The organism is Chryseobacterium sp. (genome assembly GCF_008831505.1).
Taxonomy (GTDB): domain Bacteria; phylum Bacteroidota; class Bacteroidia; order Flavobacteriales; family Weeksellaceae; genus Marnyiella.
In genome coordinates this window covers 1859799-1885417 of the sequence record NZ_CP044507.1, presented here as the reverse complement: position 1 = coordinate 1885417, position 25619 = coordinate 1859799, and the positions used below count along the sequence as shown (strand labels likewise).

Sequence of the window (25619 nt, the reverse complement as noted above, 5' to 3'; positions counted from 1 at the left end):
ATGGCGCCGGAATATTTTAATAACTCAATCGCTGTAGAAGGTGAAATAATCGTGAAAACCATGGGTAGCAACGCGGGGTCCGTAGTGGTATGGGACCCCGTTACTAAGAAGCTTTCCAAAAGAACAGCGGCGGAGATTGCCGGTGATATCGGGGTGGTTCCATATGTTGGAGCAACTAAAAATCTTGATTTAGCGTCAAGAAGTCTAATAGCAAATAGTGTTAAATCCCATCAGTCTATTTTTAATCCTAATTATGGAGTGGTAGTAGCAAGCAGCTATGTACCATTTGACAGAAACAGTATTCTGTTGAAAGTGCCTTATCATGGGATGGGAGGCTTCAAGGTTAAAATTTGGAGTTACTATAATGGAAATATAGGCAAAGAATACTTCGAGTTTTTTATTAGTAATTACAGGTATAACGACGGGTATCATTTTCCCGAAATAACTTGGATTGCTGGAGATTCTACGAGAATAAACAAAGTGGAATTCTTAAAGGATGGAAATGGTCTATATTACATAAACATTGATGTTAAGACATCTTATCCGAAAGTATCTATCACCGATGTTATGATGGATGATAGTTTTCCTTCAGCAATTTACGAATGGGAAAACTGGAATATACAATTTGACATTAATGTAACAGGACTTATAAAGGAGCATCAAAAGCAGCCTGCTGATTTTAGACGTGATGATTTTGTACTCAGCAAAATAAATAACATTAAAGTAGGTGGTAGAAACTATATTTTGAATTCCCAAGAGGTTGTAACGACCACTAATGTAGTTTACTTCGCCGTATCCAGTGATTTCCCTAAAACCAAAGTAAGAAATAAATCACTGACTTTATCATGTGATTATTATTCCAAAGATGTAGTATGGGGAACTAACCCTAATGTGAATCATAGGTTCTTTTTTGAGTTGGCAATATTGTATACTGATGGTGTAACTCAGTATGTTACTATTCAGGTTACTGACACGGCAGACAGGAACGAAAGATTATCTAAGACATTTAAAACCTTAAACGAAGATATTGCTTCATTCTCCTTTTTTGTGGCATATGTTCAAAATATTGATAGTGGAGAAATCATAGCTACGAACTTTCAGTTAGAAATATCAGATATAGTAAGTGATTGGTCACCCGCGCCTGAGAACTTCGTATCTGACTGGAATCAGACGAACCCCTTAGCACTTAATTTTATTAAGAATAAGCCAACTATAAATTTCGGAAACTACTACACAAAATCTGAAGCACTTAATTTATTTGTCGGCCTTAACAGTGTCCAGACCATTTATGACACCAAGAATTTTGACAGTAGTCCTGTTGTTCCAAATGGTACATTGTCAGGACATGCGGTTAACCTTTGGCAGCTGCAAAATCACACCCACAACATAAGCGATATAACAGGCCTACAAGGTGTGCTATCAGAGTTATCCGGCTTAGCACACACCCACGCCAACAAAACAGTTCTGGACGGCATTACAGGCGGTCACGTATCCGATTGGAACGCCATCGTTGCAGACAGTATCCGCAACAATGGTCAGGCATTCGATTACAATACAGGCAATGGCTTAGGTATCGGAGACGGCGCGTACGGTTCTGAATCTGGCCTCTTTGATTACAGTACGGATTATTTGGTTGTAGGGGTTCTGGGCGACTATTATCATTACGGCAGTGCAGACGGCGGTTATTCGGCTAATGGAATTACAGTCGGAAAATACACTGGAAACGTTGGCATAGGTGGATACAACACCAGTATTTACAAGGCTCTGGTTCATGGTGCCATTGCTGCAACACAGGGTTTTGTACACACCGCTCACAACAGCCGGGACAAAGTGCTGTTAAGCAATGGAAATATTGCTTCTGCAACTGTAGACGTGGTTAACGACGGTGGCACTTTGAGAATGCAGGACTTCTTTGCTGACATATCCGGAAGTTCATTCATAGGCACGGATACCCCTCATAAGCTTGTACACCTAATGATTTCATCCGGTCATTTTGATCTGTACAATTTACAGGACGGTCAGCGTATTGTGCTTATAAACGACACAGGTGGCCAATGCCTGGTTAAAATTGAGGATTTAGATGCCTACGTAATTGAACCTAAAGAGAAAGTAACCCTGTACGTCGTAAATGCGGGTAATTATTACTTCTACGATGCCAGCATGCACACAAAATTTACATTTTAAACAAACATAACCATGAAGAATCTATTGATCATTTTAATGTGCCTGATGGTTGCGTCCTGCGCGACTAAAAGGCAAAAAAACAGGGAGAAAACAAAGACTGAAATCCAACAAAAGGAAACCGGTTCCAGTGCTACTTCATCCGTAACGGAAGTTATGGCCACAACTTCAAAGAAAGATTCTACAGTTCAGACTATAGATCAAATAACAAACAGGAGTGCAGCGATTTTCGCTCAGAATCTTTCGTTAAAAAACAACGGTAAATGTACTGATGGGGGTGAAATACGCTTTCTGAAGTTTACCGATGCACAGGGAAATCAAACGGAAGTGCCGGTTAATGACAACACTGATTTAGATTATAGTTCTTCAGCTGAACTCGAAAAAGAAAACAGTTCGCTGAAATCCCGTATTGAATCACTTACGTCCGAAAATAGAGCTCTTAAATCCCAGTTTGCCGCTAATAGTGAAACCAATTATTCTAAACAGCTATCAGCGCTCCAACAAGCACTAAAGAAAGACGCTGAAACCGAACGCAACAGCATTATGTCCTATGTGTGGTGCGGGCTTCTTTCCATAATTGGTTATGTAACAGCAAAGTTTCTAATCAAAACATACTTTAAACCATGAAATACAAATTAAGCAAAAGAAGCCTGGACAATCTTGAAGGCGTGCATCCCAATTTAGTGAAAGTAATGAAAGCCGCAATTACAGACAGTCCAGTGGACTTCACCATTACCGAGGGCTTAAGAGACACCGAAAGGCAAAAATCACTTTATGCGCAGGGCCGGACAAGGCCTGGCATTAAGGTGACGAACGTAGACGGGGTTAAAAGGCTTTCAAATCATCAGGATGAGGCAGATGGTAAGAAAGATGGTTTGGGTCAGGCTGTGGACTTATATCCGTTCTTTTCAGGTCAGGTGCAAGTGCATCACAAAGACACCATTAAGAATCTAAAGCTGATAGCTGATCACATAAAGGCTACAGCAAAGAAATTAGGTATTCGGATTACGTGGGGCGGCGACTGGAAGTCACCGTATGATCCACCACATTTTCAACTGGGGTAATAACCGGTAAGGAGGAATAAAAAACGTCCTCCGCTTTTAAAAAACTCTCACATCTTTTAAACATTAGCACGAAGCTACGGAGGACTAAAGTCTTCTGATGCTTCGTGCTTTTTTATGTAAAGATGTGAGAGCAACAAATATAAAACTAATTTAAAACCTAAATGAATAAGTACCACAAAATTTTAGACAAGATCCTTTCCAAAGGAAAAGTACAGGAAAACAAAAAAGGAAGTATCACATACCTGCTAAATGAGCAGTTAACACTGAAGCCCGGTGATTTGCTTGAAATCTTTGAGGGCCACGGAATAGCCCGAAATAAGCTTAAAACTGAACTGGATTTATTCCAGTCCGGCGAACGGCTAACGGAGCGATATAGGGATGCTGGAATTACGTGGTGGGACTATTGTGGGCCGATATTGGTTAATAGTTATCCTACATACTTTGAACAGCTGCCGGATTTGATTAAAAAGATTAATAAAGAAAAACGCAACAGTAAAAATTATGTTCTGTTCTTGGGAAGGAATGATACCGAAAGCAACCAGCAGCCATGTTTGTCATTAATCCAGTTTCAGATCGATCAGGGAAAACTTGCAGTTTCGGCATATCAGCGAAGTTCAGATGCTAATCTGGGCCTACCGGCAGACATATACCATCTGTATTTAATCAGCCGTCAAATCAATGTGCCATTGAAAAGCATTACACTGTTCCTGGGTAATGTGCATGTGTATGAAAATAACCGGGAAGGCACCATCAAGTTGCTCGCAGGTGAACCTGTGAAATTTGCTTTAAATGTAAATTAAATCCTATTTAAAAGGCCTTTCAATTGAAAGGCCTAACTTTGTGTTTGAAAATGGAAATGTGTTTTTTCTTTACATTTAGTTTTGAAAATCTTTACTTTTCGATTTGGCGATTATATCTAAAATGATTTTTAATTCTGTTGCAACACCACCTTCAAATTTGTCCGCCTTCTGTTTATATTTTTCTGATAGGATAACAATAACTTTGCTGCTGTTTTGAATGCCTTCAACCATCATTTGATTGAAATTCATAGAAGCTTCTTCTTGACTTTTTTTCTTGTCCATCGACGCATCAAAACCATTTTCTCTTAGGAAATTAACAAAAGATATAATTTGCGAGTTATATTCCTCGTCTTCCCAAGCATAAGTAATGAATATGCTTCTTTTTTTTTCTGTCGGCGTTTCAGAAATTTCTTGAATCTGCGTGTCAGTTTCTGGTTTTTCTATTTTTCGATTAATTCTTTGGAACTCTTTTATTAAATTATGTCTAACTTTTACTAATATGTATTCTAAGGTGGCTATAGGGATTTTGTGAAATGCTCCAACTATATGTAAATGTGGATTATTAAAGTGAAAGGTTTCATCCAGCATCTTAACCAACTCTTTTGGCATTGGCTTGATAGCGTTTTTCCCCGATAAACCACTTAGTGATGCTTCGACGAACGAAATACCATCCGGAACATAGGCATCGTCCAAATCAAATCCTAAACTATTAGAAAGAACGGTAAAATCTAAGTTGTACTCTTTATGAACGAGATTTCCATATACATCTTTAATATCACCAACTATTTGACCTTTTATTTTTCTGTATTCAGGAAATACATCATCAACTTTGTATCCTTCTAATTCTTTTTCAATATAATTTGTTAACTCAAATTCTTCATTTGCTTCAGCAATATCTTTAGCTTCTAGAAGCAGCATACTTAATTTTTGATTGGTGTCGTAAAGTTTTGTTAGAAAATTTTCCATAATCTCGCTTTGTGTTTTTAGATTTTAATCAAATATAAGTAAGTTTCAGTAATAGTATATAGTAGAAATCCACCAAAATTATTGCGAATGTCTTTTTGGGATTTATAAAAATAATTTTGATATTTCAATACATAAAGTAATTAAATAAAATGCTTCTACAACACCTCAAAACCTCCCCAGAAACCATCGCCTTTAAAGACGTCATCGCCTACATTGATGAACATTACGCTTTCGTGCCAACCAGCCTCACCAACGGCAATATAGTGAATGAAGCGGGCGAAAATAACGGCTCGTGTAAGGTGTTCAGTTTTGCAAAGCTGAAGGGACTTAACGAAGAGGATACGCTGGCGCTGTTCGGCGATTTCTACAGGACGGATGTGCTGAAAAATCCTGAGGGCAGCGACCACCAGAACATTCGCAACTTTATGCAATATGGCTGGCACGGAATTGCTTTCGAGGGCAAGGCGCTGACGGAAAAGGAGTAATCTGCAGAAATGTTTGGCGTAATTCTTGAAAAGGGTATATCATAAAAAAAATAATTATTATGAATCCTGTACTGTTAAGAAGAATCCTGATGTGGGTGGCACCATTGGCCATTGGTTATTTCATGAAAAAATATGAAGCCAGACAATCCAGAAAGAGCGCGCAGAAAGCTGCGGCCAGATAACACACCTTCGCATTTAAAAGACCAACCGGACTATATAGCAGTCCGGTTTTTTTTATGAAGATATTTTGGGTGATTTACCTTATTAACTTTGTACAATGATTACTTAATTTTATCTGGAAAAGCTCTTTGTCTAAACTTTCTAAAATCTATAGCCATGCCTCAAAATCCTTTAGAAACCAGAATTAAGGCAATCCAGAAAAAACTGGCTGTCAGCCTTACCGGAATTTATGACCTTGAAACCTGCAACGCGCTGGAAAAAGTGCTTGGACTTTTGGTCTCAGACCTGACTCTGCATGACAAAAAGAAAAACATCCAAAAAGGTCTGGGCTTTACTGGTCGGGATGTCGACGGGATCTTCGGGGTGAATACCACCACACGGATTGAACTATTCCTGGACGAAAAAGTTCCCCCTCTGCCCAAAGGTGCGAGTATGGTTATATCCAAAAATTCACTCCAGCTGGTTCTTGAGAGTGAAATTTCCTCAAAATCCATGTACAATTCCAAGTATAGATTTCCAATTTGGCCGCACGGAGCCAGCGGAGTGACAATTGGTATTGGATATGACATGGGTTACAGTACTGCGGCACAGTTCGAAAAAGACTGGCGGGCACTGCTGGGTGATGCAAAATTTAGCAAACTTAAACCAGCAGTAGGTTTGCAGGGCGAAAGGGCCCGTGCTGCACTTACCTCCACCGTAAAATCCGTCGAAATTCCTTATGAAGATGCCCTGCAGGTCTTCTATGCCACCTCTGTTCCTGTTTATGCCCGGTCGACGGCGAAAGCTTATCCCGGTGTGGAACTTCTGCCTCCCGATGCTCAGGGTGCCCTGCTTTCCCTGGTCTATAACCGCGGTGCCAGCCTGGAAGGTCCGCGCCGTACAGAGATGAAGAAAATTGCCGCCTGGGTAAAAGTAAAAAACCTGTCCAAGATTGCCGCTGAAATACGGGCCATGAAGCGACTTTGGGCGGGAGACCCCAAGATGAAAGGCTTGCTTACCCGCAGGGACAGGGAAGCAGCGCTGGTTGAAAATGCACGTTACTTCCTCCGGCCGGACGAGTACATCTTTGCCTGAAGGGTTTTAGTCCCAATTCTATGATATAAATCTGTAGGTACTGCCTTCGGATGTTGAAGTTATTTTGGTTAAATTTGTTTGACAACCTAAACCTATAACCATGAGCTTCCCTACAGATTTAGAAATTGCCCAGAATGCAGACATCCGGCACATCAGAGAAATCGCTGCGAAAATTGGAATTGCAGAAGATGACCTGGAGTATTACGGAAAATACAAAGCAAAAATACCACTGTCTTATATTGATGGGGAAAAAGTTCATAACTCCAAACTTATCCTGGTTTCAGCTATTAATCCGACGCCTGCCGGTGAGGGAAAAACCACTGTTTCCGTAGGTTTGTGCGATGGCCTGAACAGAATCGGAAAAAAGACTGTTGCGGTGCTTCGTGAACCTTCTTTAGGTCCTGTCTTCGGAATGAAGGGTGGGGCAGCCGGAGGTGGATATGCCCAGGTAATCCCCATGGTAGATATTAACCTGCATTTTACAGGTGATTTTTCGGCTATTGAAAAAGCCAATAATCTGCTGGCCGCACTTATCGACAATAATATACAGAATAAAAAGTTCTCTCTCAATATCGACCCGCGTACTATTGTCTGGAAGCGGGTTATGGATATGAACGACCGTGCGCTCCGTAATATCATTGTAGGTTTGGGTGGCACATCCAGTGGAGTCCCGCGCGAAGACGGATTCAATATTACACCGGCTTCCGAGGTAATGGCTATTCTGTGTATGAGCGAAAATTTCGCGGACCTGAAAAACCGACTCGGAAATATTTTCATAGGCTATACTTTTGACAAAAAACCTGTTTACGCCAGGGACCTTAAAGCTGAAGCGGCTATGGCCATCCTTCTGCGTGACGCAATCAAGCCTAATCTGGTGCAGACGCTGGAAGGAAATCCTGCCATCCTGCACGGCGGCCCCTTTGCCAATATAGCTCAGGGAACCAATACCATAATCGCTACAAAAACCGCCATGTCGCTTGCAGAATACACTGTGACTGAAGCCGGTTTCGGCGCTGACCTTGGTGCTGAGAAGTTTCTCCATATCAAATGCCGTTCGGCAGGAATTAAGCCTGCAGCCATGGTGATCGTGACAACTGTGCGTGCCCTGCGGTATCATGGCGGAGCGAAGAAAGGTTTTTATGAGAATCCGGATCTCTCGGCCGTGCAGTTAGGAATTGCGAACCTCAAGAAACATATTGAGAATTACACCAAACTTCAGCTGAAACCCGTGGTGGCCATCAACCATTTTGCGACCGATTCAGCAGACGAAATACAATTTATTCAGGACGAATGCGCTAAAATGGGCGTAAAGGCGATCGTTGCTTACGAATTCAATCAGGGTGGCGCAGGAATGACTGAGCTGGCACAGGAGGTGGTGAATGCGGCCGAAAACTACAGCAATGATTTCCGCCCGCTTTATAGTGCAGATGAAAAGGTTGAAGATAAAATAGACCGCATAGCACGCGAGATCTACGGTGCGGATGGTGTGGAATATTCGGCGAAAGCAAAAAACGACCTTAAAGTGATTTGCGACCTTGGCTTGGATAATCTGCCTGTCTGTATGGCCAAAACTCAAAAATCACTGTCGGATAACGAACGGAAGATTGGCCGGCCAACAGGATTTAAAATCAATGTCCGTGAATTTGAATTCGCTGCAGGCGCGGGATTTATCATTCCCATATTGGGTGATATGATGCGTATGCCGGGCTTACCGAATGTTCCCGCCTCCGAAGCTATGGATATCGATGAGTTTGGAAATATCAGCGGGCTAAGTTAGAACCTTCAGATACATATACATTTAAATAACTGTTTAAATGTTTTAAAGATTTAATGAATTGATTTTCAAATTGATGAACTCCTATTATTATGGCTGGCAGCGTATCATTCGGCACTTTGGCATGCTTTTTACAAGATACCGGACAACATTAATAAGTCAACAACATTAAAATTTAGAATTATGAAGACGATCACGAAAGCCCTATTGGGATTAGGTATTATGGCCTCAGGACTTACATTTGCTCAGGAGACAGAGAAATATGACAATCCGGGAATGAAGAATATGATTAAGATTGGAGCCAATGTTGGTATTGCAGTTCCCCAGGAAAATGCTTCCGCAGCTTTAGGTCTGGATGTGGCTTACCAAAACCTTGTAACTCCTGGCTTTGGATTAGGTGTTGCCACAGGTTACACACATTATTTCGGTCGTGAAAATGCCGGATATTCCAACAACGATTTCGGTGTAGTGCCTGTAGCAGGTCTTATCAGAATTTATCCTAAAGATACCGGTTTCTATTTTGGTACTGACCTTGGTTACGGTTTCATCGTAGGCGATAATGAGGTAGCATCCAATGATATCACCAATACCCAGCGTCCGGATGGCGGGTTCTATATCAAGCCTGAGATTGGTTATCATAATAACGACTGGAACTTCTCCCTACAGTATCAGAAAGTTTTCACCGGGAACACAGGAAATCTTGCAGGCCAGGACTTCAGTGCAGGTTCTTTAGGTCTGGGAGTTTCTTACAACATTCCGTTAGGACAGTAATTGGCAGTTGCCTAATAATCAAGCCTTTTCAATTTATGTTGAAAAGGTTTTTTATTTCTTTAAAACATTTTTATCTTTGATCAAATTGCAAACTTATGGTCGCAAGCGCAAATTTTCCTTTATACCTGCCGGGTATGAAGAGCAGCAATAATCAGGGAATCAGTATCCTCTCCGCCGATGTGCGTGAAAAAGAAACCGTGGTTGCGCTGTACCGCACCGAGGGTGAGAAAGCTGTTCTGACGGCTGAAAACACCTATGCAACAATAGAATTTAATTCATTTTCAGAAATCGTTAATCGCTTTCTGCAGGAAAATGAACTTTCAGATATTGAGCGGCTGGCTGTGGGAGTGCCGGGACCTGTAATTAATAATCAGGGTATATCTGCCAGGCTCCCGTGGATTCTTGATCACGACGAAATCCGGGAAAGGACAGGAATACGTGATGTTTTCCTTATAAATGACCTGGAGGCCACCGCATATGGGTTGGCTGATCTTTCGCCTTCATGCCTGATGAAAATCTTTAAATCAGACGTACTCACCACCGGAAATGTGGCCATCCTGGCACCGGGAAGCGGTCTCGGTGAGGCGGGACTCTTTTATGACGGTGAATGTTTGAGGCCTTTTGCAACAGAGGGTGGTCATTCAGAATTTTCGCCAAGAACCAATGTTGAGGTCGAATTTTATCAGTTCCTGAACAAGATTTACGGAATAGTCAGCTGGGAGAATGTCCTCAGCAAAAACGGACTCTTCAATATCTACCGATTTTTACGGGATGAAAAAAGACATCCTCAATCTGAAAAACTACTGGAGCGGCTACGAAGTGACAGGGATTTTGCAACGGTACTTTATGAATCGGCCGTGGAAGATAATGAGCAGATTTCAAGAATTGCACTGAATACCTACCTGGAATTCCTCGCCCGCGAGGCCAACAGTCTCGTGCTTAAACTTAAAGCTACCGGTGGCCTGCTGATTGGAGGCGAACTTCCATTGCTGTTTAAGGATTATATTGACAAAGACCGCCTTTACCAGAAATTTATGATCAGCGACAAGATGGAGCGGGTGCTGAAAGACATACCGATCTATATGATCCTAAGTGAAAAAATGGTGCTTACCGGCGGTGCCTATTATGCTGCTTTTTCCAAAGAATAAACTAATCATTATTTAACATAATGAATAAACTTCAATCAAATGGTTGAAGTTTTTTTAATTGTGGACAGTTATCTGACACGGCAAATTTTAAAAAACTTATGATTATAAAGCAGAATTGTTATATTTGTTTATTGATAAAAAAGAAAGAATGAGAAAATTATTTTTACTGACGTTAATGTTATTCAGCGTTCTTGTACTGGCACAAAAAAGAAAATCAAAAGGTGTACAGATTTCCAAAGTTCAGACCTCCGATATCCGGTGGTGGGGTTACAAGGTGGTTAAATCTGAGGCTACCACGCATTCAGGTTTTGTGAAACTGAAAAGCGGAAAATTTATTTTTGAAGACAAATTACTTACTGGCGGTGAGTTTGTTCTGGACATGAGAAGTCTTGCAAATACAGACTTAACGGGTGAAGATCAGGAGAAGCTTACCAATCACCTGAAAAGTTCCGATTTCTTTGATGTAAAAAAACATCCAACCGCTAAATTCATCATTACAAAGATTCTTCCTTCCAAAAATACCGAGTATAACTATTTGGTTTACGGCAATCTGACGCTGAAGGGAACACGCAAAACCATATCATTCCCGGCCAAGATCCGTACAAATGACCGTTTTGTAGAGTTTGAGTCGGCTAAGTTTTCACTTAACCGCCAGGATTATAAAGCTTTTTATAAATCTTCAATCCGCGACTATCTTATTAAAGATCAGATTGATGTTCAGATTAAGCTGACGGCCAATTAAGAAGTCATAAATCTAAGATACCGGAGCAGAATTTTCTGCTCCTTTTTTATTTAAGGATGGAACGTAGCAAACTATATATTGTAAGCGGCCTGGGCGCAGATTTTAAAGTACTGCAGCTCCTTCGGTTTCCGGATCATCTGGAAATTGTCTTTCTGGACTGGCTGATACCGGAGGAGGATGAGTCTTTTGAAAGTTATGTACAGAGGATGGCCGCCGGGGTGGACGTGTCGGAGCCGTTCTACCTGCTGGGTTACAGTTTCGGGGGAATCCTTGTTCAGGAGATAAACAGGCTGAAACCTGCAAAGCGGGTGGTGATACTGGGAAGCATAAAATCATCTGACGAAAAATCCGGACTGATCCGCTTTGGCAAACTGAGCCGAATACCGCAAAATTTACCAAGGCGTTTTTACAACGGTGGAACCATAAAACTGTATTCATATTTCCGGAAACTGTTCGACAGAAAAAATCCCCGCATCCTTCAGTATTTTACAGTAAGGGACGCTTACTATCTGAAATGGTGTGTGGCAAAAATTGTGGAATGGCAGGCACCTGAGAACCCTGATGTTGTGCAGATTCTGGGAGACAAGGACATCGTTTTCCCATTGAAAAATTCAAAGCCTGATTACGTCATTCGCGGTGGGACGCATTTGTTTCCTGCTACCAGACATAAGGAAGTTTCGCAGATACTTGCTAAGATTTTTGCAGAAAAAAGCTCATTTTCGGAGGAAAATGAGCAAAAACACAAATGATTAAAAAGGTGTTATGCTTTAGTTTGCAGTATAGTGTAAAATTAGGATGATCGTGATTCGTATATTTATATCATTTCGGTTATATGTTTCATAATCCATCCTATAGTATGGTTTAATACAAGTATATTTGCATATTAATATTACCTGAATGCAGTCAATATCAGTTTTTGAGATTATTAAAGTGGGTATCGGTCCCTCCAGCTCGCACACCATGGGACCGTGGAACGCGGCTGAAAATTTCCTTAAACAAATCCGTATTGATTACAGCCTGACCGATGTGGTTGAGGTTTTTGTTGAGTTCTTTGGCTCCCTGGCGAAGACGGGTATCGGCCATGGTACGGACATCGCCGGCATGCTGGGCCTTTCCGGTGAAGATTATCAGAAAATTGACACCACTTCCATCACCGAAAAGATCGACAGGATCCGTACTGAAGAGCTGCTCCATCTGGGTGGTGAAAAACCGGTTCCTTTTGTGTACGGCAGGCATCTGATCCTGAATATGAAAAAATCTCTTGATTTTCATCCCAACGGAATGATTTTCCGGGCCGTATTTGCCGACGGATCCGAACTCGTACAGGACTATTATTCTGTTGGGGGAGGTTTTATAGCGACCCGCAATGAGAACTCCATGGAAAAGAGCTGCATCCGGACACTGTATCCATGCCACAGCGGCGCGGATGTCCTGAAAAATATTCAGAAACTTGGTCTTAGCCGGGTTTCAGACCTCGTTCTATTAAATGAAGAATCGTGGCGAAACCGTGAGGAAACAGCGGATAATGCCCTGTATATCTGGGATCAGATATGCGAATGCATCTATAAGGGAGTGAACAGGGAAGGAGTACTTCCCGGCGGTCTGAAGGTTTCCCGACGTGCCGCGGCTCTTAACCGTAAGCTGTTGGACGGTCTGCAGTATAACAGTCAGGAGGAATGGTTGGATTATGTAAAAAGTGCTGACGGCAGCTTTACGACGATCAATAAATGGGTCTCCTGTTTTGCTCTGGCTGTAAATGAGGAAAATGCCGGCTTTGGACGTATCATTACCGCACCTACCAACGGCGCCAGTGGCGTTATTCCGGCTGTTCTGATGTATTCCCAGGCTTTCACCAAGCATAATACCGAAGAAGATATCATAAGGTTTATCCTGGTGGCGGGTGAAATTGGAACTCTCTTTAAAAAGAATGCTACCATATCTGCCGCGATGGGAGGCTGTCAGGCAGAGGTAGGCGTATCATCGGCGATGGCGGCGGCCGGCCTCACTGAAATCATGGGAGGTACACCGGAACAGGTGCTTATGGCTGCGGAGATTGCCATGGAACATCATCTGGGTTTAACCTGTGATCCTGTTGCCGGCCTGGTACAGATTCCGTGTATAGAGAGAAATTCAATGGGCGCCATAAAGGCCATTACAGCAGCAAATATTGCAATCGAGTCGGATCCTTCCAAAGCCCGGGTTACCCTGGATGAGGTAATTCAGAGTATGTGGGAAACTGCTCAAAGCATGAACGACAGGTTTAAGGAAACGTCCGAGGGCGGATTGGCAATTGCTGTGAATGTGGCAGAGTGTTAGTAAGAGCTATCCAATATAAAAGCAGACCGGTTTACGGTCTGCTTTTCTTTTGATGTTGATAAAATGATTCTATCTAAGCTTTTTAAGATCTGAAAAAACTGCGGAATCCTTACATTTTTCAAACTGAACTTCGTAGCGGGGATTCTTTTCCGGATACACCAACAGATATTGTGGACAAGGTTTTTGCTGTGCTTTGCTTCTGTCGAAGTCTATATGTCCGGCTGTAATAAGGCTGTCTTTGAGGAACTGTTCAGTGATGCCCTGAGCGACCATTTGCTGACGGAAGGTGTCGGTATATGAAAAATCTTTGGAAAGCGTTTCTGCAATCACACGGCTGTTGGGTAGGTAGCCACTACAGCTCACACCTTTCTGGTTCAAAATAAAAAATACGACAATAAGTCCGGGTACCAGACCAATCAGGAAGAATTTAAGTTTTCTCAAGTTTAAAACATTAATAAGTTGATATCATGATAGGGAAGACCGAAAAGGTCGCAAATCACCTTTTTAGTATGCCGGCCGCGGTACATATAGAGACTTTGTTTCATTTCATTTTTATGGATGAACATGTTCTCAATTCCTCCTTCCTTATCATAGCTCAGCAGGTAACTCAGGAAAAAATTGGAGATGGCCTTACTCGTTGTACGCGGAATCCGGGATGTAAGGTTGGGCAGTCCGCAGTGAATCACGCCGTGTTTTATAAGGTAGGGATCCGCCAGGGTAGTGATCTCGGTAGTTTCCACTACCTTTCCGTAATCCACGGTGACGTCTATAATCACACTGCCTTTCTTCATCTGTAATACCATTTCCTCAGTGACCACCGGCTGCATGCAGGTACGTGGCAGCGCGCCAATAACAACATCTGCACGCCTGACACTTTTTGAAAGTTCTTTCGGATCAATGATGGAAGTGGGCACACGCCCATCAATCATCATATGAAGGCGGCGCAGTTTGGACAGTGAATTATCGAAAACCTTGACACTTGCACCAAGTCCCAGGGCGGCTTTGACGGCGAATTCGCCTACAATGCCGGCTCCAATGACCACCACTTCGGTGGGACGTACGCCGGTAATTCCTCCCAGCATATTTCCGTTGGACAGTGCCAGGAGTTCTGAACTGTAAAGAATGGAGGCGGTTCCGGCTATTTCACCAATAAGCCGGACTAAGGGTAACTGCTTATATTCATCTGAAATAAATTCAAAAGCAATGGCATTAATTTTCTTTTCGGCGAGTTTGCGGAAGTATTCCGGCGAACGCAGATTGATCTGCAAAGCCGAAATCAGATGTGCATTGGGCTTCAGCATATCAATCTCGTCCTCTCCGGGCGGGTTTATCTTCAGTACAAGGTCCTGACCGAAGGCTTCGGAGGCATTGTGCGTAATTCGTGCACCGGCTTCCGCATACTGAGCATCAGTAAAAAATGAGCCTTTTCCACTGTCGGACTCAATGATGATCTCGTGCCCGTGATTTACAAGTACCTGAACCGCATCGGGCGTAAGCGTCGTTCGCCGCTCATTAAGTGAAGTCTCCCTGGGTACGCCTATTGTGAATTTGGCCTCCCTTTTCTTTACTTCCAGTTTCTCCTCCACAGGCATCAGTTCCTCCTCCCTGAAGGGAGTAAAAATGTTTCCGCTGCTCATTCTAATTTGCTTGTTTAAAGGTTATTTTGCAACATAATCCCACTGCAAAGATAGGCCTTATTTAAAAATTACCTTCCTGCCCGTATCGCTATTTTCAATTAGCATCTCATGGTAGGGTAAACCGTTAAATTCCGAAGCATAAATTTCCGGCCACTCCACAATACAGAGCCAGGCACGGTCCAGATATTCATCCATACCAATATCATACACTTCATCAACCGATTTCATTCGGTAAAGGTCAAAGTGGAAAATACTGCCTTGAGGAGCAGTATACTCATTTACGATTGCGTAGGTGGGCGATGAAACTTCATCTGTGCTACCCAGTGTCTTAAGCAGAAATTTTGTAAAAGTAGTTTTGCCGGCACCCAAATTTCCTTTCAGCAGAAGGATATTGTGCTCCAGCAACTGTGAAACTTTTTCAGCGACCTGCTGCCATTCCTCCAAATTATTCACGGTCCATTCCATACCAAATATTTAGGTTCAAAAGTAAGGATTTTGAGGGATGTGGTTTATTGATTTAGTCCCGTTTTACAAAGTTATTTGCTATTTTTACCGAATGATTTCCAAGCAAACCATCGATAAAATATTCTCCACCATCCGGGTGGAGGAAATTATTGGTGAGTATGTGCAGTTGAAACGGGCCGGTTCAAATTTCAAAGGTCTGAGCCCCTTTCACGACGAAAAATCGCCCAGTTTTGTGGTGTCGCCCAGCAAACAGATCTGGAAGGATTTCTCCTCCGGGAAAGGAGGTACCGCCATCTCCTTCCTGATGGAAATTGAGAATTTCACTTATCCGGAAGCGCTGCGGCACGCCGCCAAAAAGTATGGAATTGAGATTGAGGAAACTGTACAGGAACAAACCGAAGAACAGAAAGCGGCGCAAACCGAAAGGGACCTTCTGTATAAAATTCATGAGGTAGCCAATTCTTTTTTTCAGGAACAGCTTTATGATACGGAGGAGGGCAGAAATGTTGGTTTGAGCTATTTCCGGGAACGTGAACTTCGGGAATCTATTGTAAAGAAATTCCAGCTGGGGTATTCGCCCGCGCAAAAAAACGCGTTCACCGAATACGCACTTCAGAAAGGATATTCAAAAAAAATACTTGAAAGTTCCGGCCTATCGATATTCCCCGAAAATTCTCCTGCCGGCCTAGACCGTTTCCGCGAACGCGTGATTTTTCCTATCCACAGCTTTTCGGGCAGGGTTCTGGGGTTTGGCGCCAGACTTCTGAAAAGCAATGTAAAAACCGCCAAGTACCTAAATTCGCCGGAAACAGAGATATATCATAAATCAGCAGTGCTTTACGGCCTCAATCACAGTAAGCAGGCTATTTCCAGGCAGAATCTCTGTCTTCTTGTGGAAGGTTATATGGACGTAATTGCCATGCACCAGGCTGGGATTGAGAACGTGGTATCAAGCTCGGGAACTGCGCTAACGACCGCACAGATCAAACTGATAAAAAGGCTTACCGAAAACGTTACGATTTTATTTGACGGAGATGCAGCCGGCATAAAAGCCAGCTTCCGGAGTATTGACCTGCTGCTTGCCGAGGGAATGAACATCCGCGTTCTTCTGTTTCCGGATGGGGATGATCCGGACAGTTTTGCCCGTAAACATCCTCAGGAATATGTGGAGGAATTCATTCGGAAAGAAGCCAATGATTTCATTGCTTTCAAATCGGATATACTGCTCAAGGATGCTGGAACGGATCCAATAAAGAAAGCCGAGGCGATTCGTGATATTGTAAAGTCTGTATCATTTGTTACCAACGCACTGAAGCAGGAAGTTTACCTGAAGGAAATTTCCGCTAAGTTTGGTTTGAGTGAGCAAAGCCTGTTCAATGAACTGGGTCTTCAGAAGCAGGTAAGTCAGCCGCAGTTCAAAGCTGAACCTGCCAAAGCTGAACCCAGAATGGAGTTGGTGCCGGAGCAGGCTGCCAATGTCAATCCCCTGCTGATTTTGGAAGAAAAACTGGTTGAACTTATGCTTAAATATGGCGATCAGGTGCTGCAGCGAAGCACGGAAGCCGGTGAAAAGTACGAAATTACCGTCATTGAAGAGGTGATGGACCATCTTTCTGAGGACGGCTATGAAATTCAGTCGGAGATCAACCGGAAAATTGTACAGGAGATTGCCGAGGGTATCTCCCAAAATGAGCTGCGGTCCGGTAAATTTTTCTTTGGTCTGATGGATGAGGAACTTACAGGTCATGTGGCCGATGCACTTTTCGAACCGTACGAGAACAGCGACTGGAGTAAGCACAACATTTATTTCAGCCAGGAAGAAGAGGTGGTACCCAAACTGGTAAAAGATGTTATGATAAGGCATAAGAGGGAATATGTGGTACACCTGATACGGGAAATCAAGGATTCATTGTCTGACGGAGGCGACCATACGGAAGATTATATGAAAATTGTAAAACTGAACGAGCTCCGCAAGGAAATGGATGTGGAACTGTACCGGATATTGTGACAGTTTGGCTATATTTATACAGGGTATGATTTTTGAAAAATCCTGTACCGCGGCCTTCGTGCCGCAGCACTTTAACAAAACAAAAATTGAATATGGACATTAAAAAAGATTTCAGGGATTTCTCTGTGAAACATTTAGGCAACAGTGGTTTGGCAACCGATCAGTATATGGGCATGTTTGGTCCTACCAACCTTACGCCGTACATTATGGAAGAAAGACGTCTGAACGTAGCTCAGATGGACGTTTTCTCCCGACTGATGATGGACAGGATTATTTTTCTGGGTACCGGCATAGACGACCAGGTGGCGAACATCGTGACGGCTCAGCTTCTTTTCCTGGAAAGCTCGGATGCATCCAAAGACATACAGATCTACATCAACTCTCCCGGCGGCAGTGTTTACGCCGGTCTGGGTATTTATGACACCATGCAGATCATCAAACCGGATGTAGCCACTATCTGTACCGGAATGGCTGCAAGTATGGGAGCCGTACTTCTTGTAGCGGGTGAGAAGGGTAAGAGATCTGCCCTAAAGCATTCAAGAGTGATGATTCACCAGCCAAGTGGCGGTGCACAGGGAGTTGCTTCCGATATGGAGATTAACCTTCGTGAAATGCTGAAACTTAAGAAAGAACTGTACGACATTATCTCCGAGCATTCCGGGCAGACGTACGAATGGGTGGAAAAAGCCTCGGACCGTGATTACTGGATGACGAGTACTGAAGCTAAAGATTTCGGTATGGTAGATGAGGTATTGATGAGAAAATCAGAGGTATAAATTATCTCAGATTGAAAAAAATCCGTTTCAGTGATTGAAACGGATTTTTTATTGTGATTTAAAGGGCGGTTAGGAATTGAATCCCTCTATTATTTTGGCGAAATCGTCCATTTTCAATGCCGCACCTCCGATCAGTCCACCGTCTATATCGGGTTGGGAGAAGATTTCCTTGGCGTTATCCGGTTTTACTGATCCACCATAAAGAATGGATATTTCATCAGCAACCTCCTGACCGTATTTTGCGGCAATGAGGCTTCTGATGTGGGCATGCATTTCCTGAGCCTGCTCCGGGCTAGCTGTTTCACCTGTACCGATGGCCCACACAGGTTCGTAGGCGATCACTACTTTCTTAATCTCTTCAGCGCTAAGAGTGAACAGTGCCTCTTCGGTTTGGTTTTTCACGACCTCCAGATGCTGTCCTGCTTTCCTTTGGTCCAGTGTTTCTCCATTACAGTAAATTGGCGTTAGACCCATATCCAAGGCTCTTTTAACCTTCTTATTGCAGGCTGCATCTGTTTCGCCATGGTACTGTCTGCGTTCCGAATGTCCTACCAAAGTACCTGTAGCCTCGATGGACTCCAGCATGCCTGCTGAAATTTCACCTGTGTAGGCGCCGCTCTCATGTTCACTCATGTCCTGTGCAAATACACCGATTTCGTTGTTCTCATACAGGTCTCTGGCCATCATAAGATACAGGGATGGGGGAGCAATCCAAACCTCGCAGTTGGCAGCGTTATTTTTTTTATACTCCAGTAACTGAAACATAAGCTGCTGTGCTTCAATTACATTTTTGTTCATTTTCCAGTTACCTGCAACAATGTTTTTTCTCATGGTCGGTTTTATTTTTCTTAAGAATTCCAATGGGTTTTCAGGAGACTGTAGAACTGGTGCTCCTTTTCACTTACTGCATCATCAGCCTTTATCAGAGACTTTGCAAATTCCTTGAAGTTCTCCCGCTCTTCAGGTGTGGAATCATCCAGGAAACATTTTGCGTGAAATTCAAAATGCCCTTTCCATTCTTCAGGTCTTAAAGAGGCTATAATGTCCAGTTCATCATCAAGGTTCATACGGAAAGGAAATTCCTCTGCCAGGTACTCCTGAATTTTCAGGCCTTCTTCCGGAGAGAATTCATTATCTACTGCAGACAGTATCATCAGCAGGTGATAGCCGGCTATTGATTTATTTGACTTTTGCATTTTATACATATTTCGTTTATTTTTTTACTGTTCAGATTAATCTTTAACATAGTCCCGGGCCGATTTCTTATCTGTAATTTTTCCTCTGTTAAGAATCAGTACCGATGGATTGCTTCGCGCAATGGTCTTGATCGCTGTACCGTCCATCAGTGCGTTTGGAATCCTCTTAAATGTTGTCTGCGCGGTTGATACGCCCAGGATCAAGGTTCCCGCCTGTTCGTTGGCTTTTGACTCTGCCTTTGCGATAATGTCCGGATCAGCCTGTCCCGGATGATAGGAAAAAATCAGTATTGCCCGCGGAGCTTCCAAAACCCGTGCCGTAAGGTCATTCCCGTTTACGTCTTCAATCCGGAACTTTGCTATTTCTGATGAATAACCTTCCTTCACCAGTTTAGACTGGGTTTTATCTTCCTGAATTTTCCACGTCGAGCCCGGCTCCCAATATCTGCGGTCGGAAATGTACTGACCGTCATCAACCTCCTTGATTTCTGAAGTTTGGGTGTTCAGCAGGGTGTAATATGTTTTGTAAACGGACGGATCTTCATCTATCTTCCTTTTCTCTTCGTTCAGGTCGGTGCCAATACTGTAGTCACGGAAGTCTACCAGTGGTTCGTGCGCAATACCCCAATAGATGATGAAAATCATTGCCAGAGCTGCTACAGTAAACATGATTTTTTTCGGTAAACCAGTATGTTCGGATTCGTTCAGCTCATTTCGGTACAGGAACCAAAGTGCCAGCAAGGCTGCAAGCAGGGCGATATCCTTCCAGAAACTTTGCCAGGGCAGCATCTTAAGGGCCTCGCCAAAGCATCCGCAATCGGTAACCACATTGAAATAGGCAGAATAAAATGTCAGAAAACCAAAAAATACGCAGAGAGCGATCAGTGCTGTGAGTGTAAATTTAAGCCGTGTCTTCAGCAGAAGCATAAAACCCAATACAAGTTCCAGCACGACAACGATAACAGCAAGCGGCAAAGCCTGCTTCTCCATGAAGGGCATGTTAAAAACTGCAGGCGAAAAATACTCTTCCAGTTTAAAAGAGAATCCAACAACATCCACCGCCTTCACAAAGCCTGAGATCAGGAAAATCAGGGCAACTATGACGCGTAAAATGTGCTTTAAGTATTTCATTTTATGACCGTTTATCGTGTTTTGGACTCTGCACCGCCCGTCTGCTCCTCCAGTCTGATTAGGGCGAATACAGCGTAGTTCAGCATATCGTAGTAATTGGCATCAAGACCTTCCGAGACCAGGGTTTGTCCGCCGTTATCCTCAATCTGTTTAGTGCGCAGCACTTTCTGGTAAATAAGGTCAGTAATGGAGGAGATCCGCATCTCCCGCCAGGCCTCGCCATAGTCATGGTTTTTTTTCTCCATCAGCTGAAGGGCACGATCAGTGAAGTGATCATAGAGTGCAAGTATTTCAGCAGCCTCTTCGTCCAGGGTGTCTGTGGCCCCTTTTTCCAGTTGGATCAGTCCGATCACGGCATAATTTACAATGGCAACAAAATTTTCCTCCTGAGTTTCACCTACTTTGGAAAGTCCGCTGGTTTGGAAGTTCCGGAGGTTTTTTACCTTGATGTAAATCTGGTCCGTTAGTGAAGGTGTCCTGAGCACGCGGAATGAAGGCCCATAATCACCAAGTTTCTTAATGAAAAGACTTCTGCAGGATTGGATAACGGAACTGAACTGTTGTGAGGTTTTTACCATTTTTTTCTAAACTCCTCAAAGATACAAAATTGCTTTCAGCTGGCTGAATTGCGCATTTAGTTTTTTACTTTTGCGCTATGAATACTGTACTTCCAGCCATACCGCACAGCCTGAACTGCCGGGGTAAACTTATTGACCTGTCCCGCCCGCTGATTATGGGAATCCTCAATATGACACCGGACTCATTTTCGGATGGCGGAAAGTTCAACAGTGAGAAATCAGCACTGATCCATGCGGAAAAAATGATGGTGGCGGGCGCATCAATCATTGATATAGGACCACAGTCCACCAGACCTAATGCGGAGTACCTGACCGCACACGAAGAAATACGCCGGCTGGGCAAAATTATCGCGCTTATCAAATCTGAATTCCCGGAAGTGCTGATTTCCCTGGATACCTTCTATTCCGAGACCGTGAAGTTTGGATTTGATGAAGGTATTGATATTGTTAATGATATCTCTGCCGGACAGTTTGACGGTAAGATGATAGATGCTGTGGTGGAAACCGGCCTTCCGTATGTACTGATGCATGTAAATGCTGATTACGAAGGTATGCATCAAAAGATAAAGTATGACGACATTACCTGCAGCGTGAACCGGTTTTTGCTGGATAAAGCCGCTGAACTTCTGACCAGGGGTGTTAAGGATATCATACTTGATCCCGGTTTCGGTTTCGGTAAGACAGTTGAGGACCAATACACATTACTTGACGAAACCCAGTTTATCGGCCTCGGAAAATTCCCGGTTCTTATAGGAATATCCAGAAAATCATTTATTTACACACATCTTGGTAAGGGACCAAACGACGTGACTGCCGAAACTCAGCAGCTGCACCGGAAAGTAATGGAAAAGGGCGCCAATATCCTCCGCGTCCATGATGTGGCGGCTACCAAAGAGACGCTGGAGCAGTGGCAGAATCACTAATTGAGCCCTGATAGTTTATCGGCGTATTCCTGCGCAAATTTCTCGCGGTCAGCAGTCAGTTTTTCCATACTGTCGGGAAGGATATAGCTGAAAAGTACTTTTTCCTCATCATCCAGAAAAATAAGTTCTTTTTCTTCACCATCAACCATTTGGGAAAAAATTAGCCACATTGGAGTATCGCGCAGCTTCAGCATTTCAAAAAAACCGGAAGCTTTGATATGTACAGTCTTCATTGTGCAAAAATAGCTATTTCAGGATATCTGTCCAATCGCTGAACTAGAAACCAAGAAGTTTGAACTTGAGTTGGACTGCAAAATTATCTGAAAATTTGGACGTGTTGTAGTAACCTACCCTGTAGAAAAGTCCCAGATTGAAATAGCTGGACAGGAAATTGTTCCATTCCAAGCCAACCTCCTGATAAAGATGATCCAGTTTCTGAAATTCAAACTGATGAAATTGCGGATCCTTCATATTTCCGATGACACTTCGGTGGATAATATCAAAACTGGAGGAATTCTGCCCGATACTTTTAAAATACCACGGAATGCGGTGGGTGAAGTACTGACCAATAAATTTATCATTAAAATACTGTCCGCCTTTCATCGTAGAAAAGCCAAGATAAGAGGTGAGGTTAAATTTGAAATTACTGCTGCCCGCTAACCCGTTCATAGTAAAATGGTGCCATATTGGAGCGTCGCCCAGTAGTATTCCGCCGTAAATCCGAATTCCTGTGACCCCCCAGCGGTTCTTAAAATTATGGTTGAAAAGCATATCCAGTTTTCCGTAGGAGAAATCGCCGCCTGCAGCCTGAAATGCCTGTTCATAGTTGAAGAAAAATTCAGGATACTTTTTTTCTGTGGTAAATTTACCCTGTGGTGTCATGATGTTTTTGGAGAAAGGCGAAAACTTGAGTGAAACCAGTGCGGAGGAATTCTGGAATTCATTGCCAAGATCCCGATAGCTGTAGGGAAAAGCAGATTCCTCGGATTGCCGCCTTAGGGCAAGTTTCATACTTACTGAATTGGTGAGGTCATAATCATAGGACAGTTTGGCGCCTTCAAAAAGATAGAAACGGTCGTTGTTAATCGCAATGCCCGCATTGTTAAGTTTCATCCGGAAATCCCAGAAATTTTCGCTGAAACGGCCCGCGGCCATAACATCATTATAGTATTCTGCGCGGAGCACTGAAGTCCTTTCCAACGAGGTGTTGAAATCTATGCCAACTCCATATTTGATTCCGCGGTCTTTAAAACCATACGCAATATAAGCGTCCGGTGAAAAATAGGGATTGAATTTCTCATTCAGCTTTGCCGCTGCTCCCAGCCTGATTCCTTCGTATAAATTGTATCCTATGAGTCTTCCCAGGTCAAAATCAACCTGCCGGTACCGGAATTTCCCGCGGGTAAGTGCTGCCAGCTGACCGGCACGGCGGTCTATATTGTATTTCTGGCCCAGGCTGTCTATTACAACATAAGTATTCTGTTCCCGTGATGAAAGAGGCTCCTGCCGGTACTTTTGAAGCAGGCTGCCGTCTGAATTCTTAACAGAAAAGGTATAACCCCGGAAATCAGAGGCACGGTCTTCAGTGGGTGACTTATGGTCAAAATAGGTAGAGGTTACAAAACCATAGGTCCGGAAGTTGTCCGGAGTCTTATCTTTTTCTGAATCCTGATTACCGGCTTTCTTCCTGTCTTTGGCATCGGGCTCCATGTTCATCGTCGTGAGTTTCATTTTCAGGTTTTCCGACTGCAGGAACCATTTTCCATAAATGAGTTTCCAAATGCTGGTAATGGTGCCGTCACTTTTTATTTTGCTGTTACTTTCAATCTTTTTGAGGCCATAAGTAGCCGCGTCTACATAAAGGTAGCCATTGAATTTGCGGCGCTGAACGGCCTGGCGGTAGGTCACCTCCCGAAAACTGATTACGTAGTTCTTACGGCCTTCAATATCTATGGAGTCGGTAAGGAAGTATCTGTACAGATTACGGTTTTCTTCCCGGATTTCCTTCGGCATCCTGCTGCGGTTACTTTGGATGGCCATCATTTCATAAAGTGGCTCATTAAGTCCGGCAATTCGGTTATCCAGCACGTTAATCTTCTCGCCATATTTTTTGCTGTAAAGAAATTCCTGGGCACGTTCCCAAAGGAAAAGTTTACTGTTGGCAAATACTTCCTTTACAGTTACCGCAGTGTCCTCCGGCTGCTGTTTTGTCATGGAGAAACGGTCCATCATCTTCATCATACTGTTCAGTGACTGATTGTAGTACTGCAGGCTGTCTTCGTCTATATCAACTGAGATTTTTTCATAGGACTTATAGCTGTAGGAGTCCAGGCTGGTAGGCATGTTGTCGGCATAACGCTCGTTAACCAGCTTTAAGATGGCCAGGGCCCTGGGATCACTTTTATCGGTGATCACTACCTCTTCAATTGATTTGGTATTGGGATCGGTTTTGGACAGTGCCGCCTGCATCACCTTATCCACTACCGCATTGTCCCGGTCGTAGCCCGGGGCTGAAATATCTACCTGGCGGCATTTGGTGCGGAAGCTAAGTTCGCCTTCAGCATTTGTGTATCCCAGGATTTGGCCATTACATGAAACTGCGGCCCGGCTTACCGGAGTACCGGTGCCGGTTTCTGTAATAATGATTTTAGATTGTGCCAGGCTTAAGCAGGGAAGTAAACACAGGATTAAAAGTAAATAATTCTTCATCTGATATTGTTCGTTTTCGGTTACAAGTTTAAGGATTAAAAAAAATAACAAATTCCGCAAAAATCCGTTATGAGTATTTTTAATACCTGTTATGAAAAAAATCCTCCCGGTGCTACTGCTTGCCTGTTTCAGCAAGGGCTTGCAGGCACAGAAATGTTATGATCTCAACGCGCTTTTGTCGGCAAAAATACATCCGGTTTATGAAAAGCATCTGCAGGCATCCAGGAAATTTAATATGAAGGTTCTGAAAGATACCAAAACACTTACCAAATACCGGCAAAACGGAAAATTAAGTCCTGTGAAATCTCTTGGAAAAGGATACAGGATCCAAAGTTTGAGTCACAGCAAGCCCGTCTTGGTTCCGGAAGCCAAAGCAACCCTCCGTGAAATTGCTAAAAAATTCAGCGCAAGCAGTAACGGAAGCACGCTTACCCTCACCTCCATGACCCGTACGCTGGAGGACCAGTGCCGGCTAAGAAAGGTGAATCCTAATGCGAGTGTGGGCCTGAGTTCACATAATTACGGCAATTCTTTCGATATTTCTTATGTACGTTTCAACGACCGCCTGGCAGTAAACAGCAGGTTGGACAGAATACTGGAAAATGTACTCAGGGATTTTGAGAAATCTGGCAAAATTTACTTCATTAAGGAAAAGCAGCAAAGCTGCTATCATGTCACTGTACGAGCCTAAAGTC

Annotated in this window: 27 protein-coding genes; 17 read left to right on the top strand and 10 right to left on the bottom strand. The window is 43.3% G+C overall.

From position 1 onward, the window contains the following. From F7R58_RS08700 to F7R58_RS08685, 4 genes are all read left to right on the top strand, one after another. Positions 1-2184: a hypothetical protein gene (locus F7R58_RS08700; RefSeq protein ID WP_158064541.1), complete on the top strand. Its 2184-nt coding sequence runs from the start codon at positions 1-3 to the stop codon at positions 2182-2184. A gap of 12 nt (positions 2185-2196) precedes the next feature. After that, positions 2197-2808: a hypothetical protein gene (locus F7R58_RS08695; protein WP_158064540.1), complete on the top strand. Its 612-nt coding sequence runs from the start codon at positions 2197-2199 to the stop codon at positions 2806-2808. Next, positions 2805-3245 (top strand): M15 family metallopeptidase, encoded by a 441-nt coding sequence (locus F7R58_RS08690; RefSeq protein WP_158064539.1) that lies wholly within the window; start codon positions 2805-2807, stop codon positions 3243-3245. The genes F7R58_RS08695 and F7R58_RS08690 overlap by 4 nt, the downstream gene beginning before the upstream one ends. Positions 3246-3406: 161 nt before the next feature. Continuing rightward, entirely contained in the window at positions 3407-4045 is a 639-nt protein-coding gene (locus tag F7R58_RS08685; RefSeq protein ID WP_158064538.1) for a thymidylate synthase, read from the top strand. A 75-nt stretch (positions 4046-4120) separates the two neighbouring features. Here F7R58_RS08685 and F7R58_RS08680 read toward each other — a convergent pair whose 3' ends face one another. Beyond that, the gene (locus F7R58_RS08680; protein WP_158064537.1) at positions 4121-5011 is read right to left on the bottom strand and encodes an SEFIR domain-containing protein; all 891 of its coding nucleotides are present in this window, start codon (positions 5009-5011) and stop codon (positions 4121-4123) included. Between the two features lie 149 nt (positions 5012-5160). Here F7R58_RS08680 and F7R58_RS08675 point away from each other — a divergent pair, with 149 nt between their 5' ends. From F7R58_RS08675 to F7R58_RS08640, 9 genes are all read left to right on the top strand, one after another. After that, the gene (locus F7R58_RS08675) at positions 5161-5496 is read left to right on the top strand and encodes a HopJ type III effector protein (RefSeq protein WP_158064536.1); all 336 of its coding nucleotides are present in this window, start codon (positions 5161-5163) and stop codon (positions 5494-5496) included. Between the two features lie 59 nt (positions 5497-5555). Next, positions 5556-5678, top strand: a complete 123-nt coding sequence (locus F7R58_RS13085) for a hypothetical protein (RefSeq protein WP_262714085.1) — start codon at positions 5556-5558, stop codon at positions 5676-5678. A gap of 154 nt (positions 5679-5832) precedes the next feature. Then, entirely contained in the window at positions 5833-6750 is a 918-nt protein-coding gene (locus F7R58_RS08670) for a hypothetical protein (RefSeq protein ID WP_158064535.1), read from the top strand. A 100-nt stretch (positions 6751-6850) separates the two neighbouring features. Then, the gene (locus F7R58_RS08665) at positions 6851-8527 is read left to right on the top strand and encodes a formate--tetrahydrofolate ligase (RefSeq protein WP_158064534.1); all 1677 of its coding nucleotides are present in this window, start codon (positions 6851-6853) and stop codon (positions 8525-8527) included. A 180-nt stretch (positions 8528-8707) separates the two neighbouring features. Then, positions 8708-9295: a hypothetical protein gene (locus F7R58_RS08660; protein WP_158064533.1), complete on the top strand. Its 588-nt coding sequence runs from the start codon at positions 8708-8710 to the stop codon at positions 9293-9295. 134 nt (positions 9296-9429) lie between these two features. After that, the gene (locus tag F7R58_RS08655; RefSeq protein WP_229723799.1) at positions 9430-10443 is read left to right on the top strand and encodes a glucokinase; all 1014 of its coding nucleotides are present in this window, start codon (positions 9430-9432) and stop codon (positions 10441-10443) included. Positions 10444-10591: 148 nt separating this feature from the next. After that, positions 10592-11185: a YceI family protein gene (locus F7R58_RS08650; RefSeq protein ID WP_158064531.1), complete on the top strand. Its 594-nt coding sequence runs from the start codon at positions 10592-10594 to the stop codon at positions 11183-11185. A 56-nt stretch (positions 11186-11241) separates the two neighbouring features. Continuing rightward, positions 11242-11934 carry an alpha/beta hydrolase gene (locus tag F7R58_RS08645; RefSeq protein ID WP_158064530.1) on the top strand — a complete coding sequence of 231 codons (693 nt, stop codon included), beginning with the start codon at positions 11242-11244 and terminating at the stop codon, positions 11932-11934. Between the two features lie 148 nt (positions 11935-12082). Next, entirely contained in the window at positions 12083-13501 is a 1419-nt protein-coding gene (locus tag F7R58_RS08640; RefSeq protein WP_158064529.1) for an L-serine ammonia-lyase, read from the top strand. 69 nt (positions 13502-13570) lie between these two features. Here the strand turns inward: F7R58_RS08640 and F7R58_RS08635 are convergent, their stop codons facing one another. Genes F7R58_RS08635 through tsaE form a run of 3 tightly spaced genes read right to left on the bottom strand, consistent with a single transcriptional unit; the run spans position 13571 to position 15603 of the window. Continuing rightward, positions 13571-13942, bottom strand: coding sequence for a DUF4258 domain-containing protein (locus F7R58_RS08635; RefSeq protein ID WP_158064528.1), 372 nt, complete (start codon positions 13940-13942; stop codon positions 13571-13573). A 2-nt stretch (positions 13943-13944) separates the two neighbouring features. Further along, a complete protein-coding gene (locus tag F7R58_RS08630; protein WP_158064527.1) occupies positions 13945-15138 on the bottom strand; it encodes an alanine dehydrogenase in 1194 nt (397 codons plus the stop codon). A 57-nt stretch (positions 15139-15195) separates the two neighbouring features. Beyond that, complete coding sequence (tsaE, locus tag F7R58_RS08625) at positions 15196-15603, bottom strand: tRNA (adenosine(37)-N6)-threonylcarbamoyltransferase complex ATPase subunit type 1 TsaE (RefSeq protein ID WP_158064526.1); 408 nt, start codon at positions 15601-15603, stop codon at positions 15196-15198. A gap of 91 nt (positions 15604-15694) precedes the next feature. Between tsaE and dnaG the strand changes: the two genes are divergently transcribed. Together dnaG and clpP are read left to right on the top strand one after the other, a co-directional pair. Then, entirely contained in the window at positions 15695-17611 is a 1917-nt protein-coding gene (dnaG, locus tag F7R58_RS08620; RefSeq protein ID WP_158064525.1) for a DNA primase, read from the top strand. 92 nt (positions 17612-17703) lie between these two features. Continuing rightward, positions 17704-18387, top strand: coding sequence for an ATP-dependent Clp endopeptidase proteolytic subunit ClpP (clpP, locus tag F7R58_RS08615; protein ID WP_158064524.1), 684 nt, complete (start codon positions 17704-17706; stop codon positions 18385-18387). Positions 18388-18456: 69 nt separating this feature from the next. On the opposite strand, the gene tpiA is transcribed toward clpP, so the two are convergent. From tpiA to F7R58_RS08595, 4 genes are read right to left on the bottom strand one after another with little or no spacing between them, the layout of a single operon-like run. After that, a complete protein-coding gene (tpiA, locus tag F7R58_RS08610) occupies positions 18457-19218 on the bottom strand; it encodes a triose-phosphate isomerase (protein WP_158064523.1) in 762 nt (253 codons plus the stop codon). A 17-nt stretch (positions 19219-19235) separates the two neighbouring features. Further along, positions 19236-19583, bottom strand: a complete 348-nt coding sequence (locus F7R58_RS08605; protein ID WP_158064522.1) for a TerB family tellurite resistance protein — start codon at positions 19581-19583, stop codon at positions 19236-19238. A gap of 36 nt (positions 19584-19619) precedes the next feature. Continuing rightward, a complete protein-coding gene (locus tag F7R58_RS08600; RefSeq protein WP_158064521.1) occupies positions 19620-20714 on the bottom strand; it encodes a BT_3928 family protein in 1095 nt (364 codons plus the stop codon). Positions 20715-20725: 11 nt separating this feature from the next. Next, positions 20726-21292, bottom strand: a complete 567-nt coding sequence (locus F7R58_RS08595) for a DUF1599 domain-containing protein (protein ID WP_158064520.1) — start codon at positions 21290-21292, stop codon at positions 20726-20728. 77 nt (positions 21293-21369) lie between these two features. Between F7R58_RS08595 and folP the strand changes: the two genes are divergently transcribed. Further along, entirely contained in the window at positions 21370-22215 is an 846-nt protein-coding gene (folP, locus tag F7R58_RS08590) for a dihydropteroate synthase (RefSeq protein WP_229723798.1), read from the top strand. Here the strand turns inward: folP and F7R58_RS08585 are convergent. Then, a complete protein-coding gene (locus F7R58_RS08585; RefSeq protein WP_158064519.1) occupies positions 22212-22448 on the bottom strand; it encodes a hypothetical protein in 237 nt (78 codons plus the stop codon). The genes folP and F7R58_RS08585 overlap by 4 nt on opposite strands. Before the next feature lie 43 nt (positions 22449-22491). Then, complete coding sequence (locus F7R58_RS08580) at positions 22492-24924, bottom strand: DUF5686 family protein (RefSeq protein ID WP_158064518.1); 2433 nt, start codon at positions 24922-24924, stop codon at positions 22492-22494. 91 nt (positions 24925-25015) lie between these two features. Between F7R58_RS08580 and F7R58_RS08575 the strand changes: the two genes are divergently transcribed. Beyond that, complete coding sequence (locus F7R58_RS08575; protein ID WP_158064517.1) at positions 25016-25615, top strand: DUF5715 family protein; 600 nt, start codon at positions 25016-25018, stop codon at positions 25613-25615. The last annotated feature ends 4 nt before the right edge of the window (positions 25616-25619 follow it).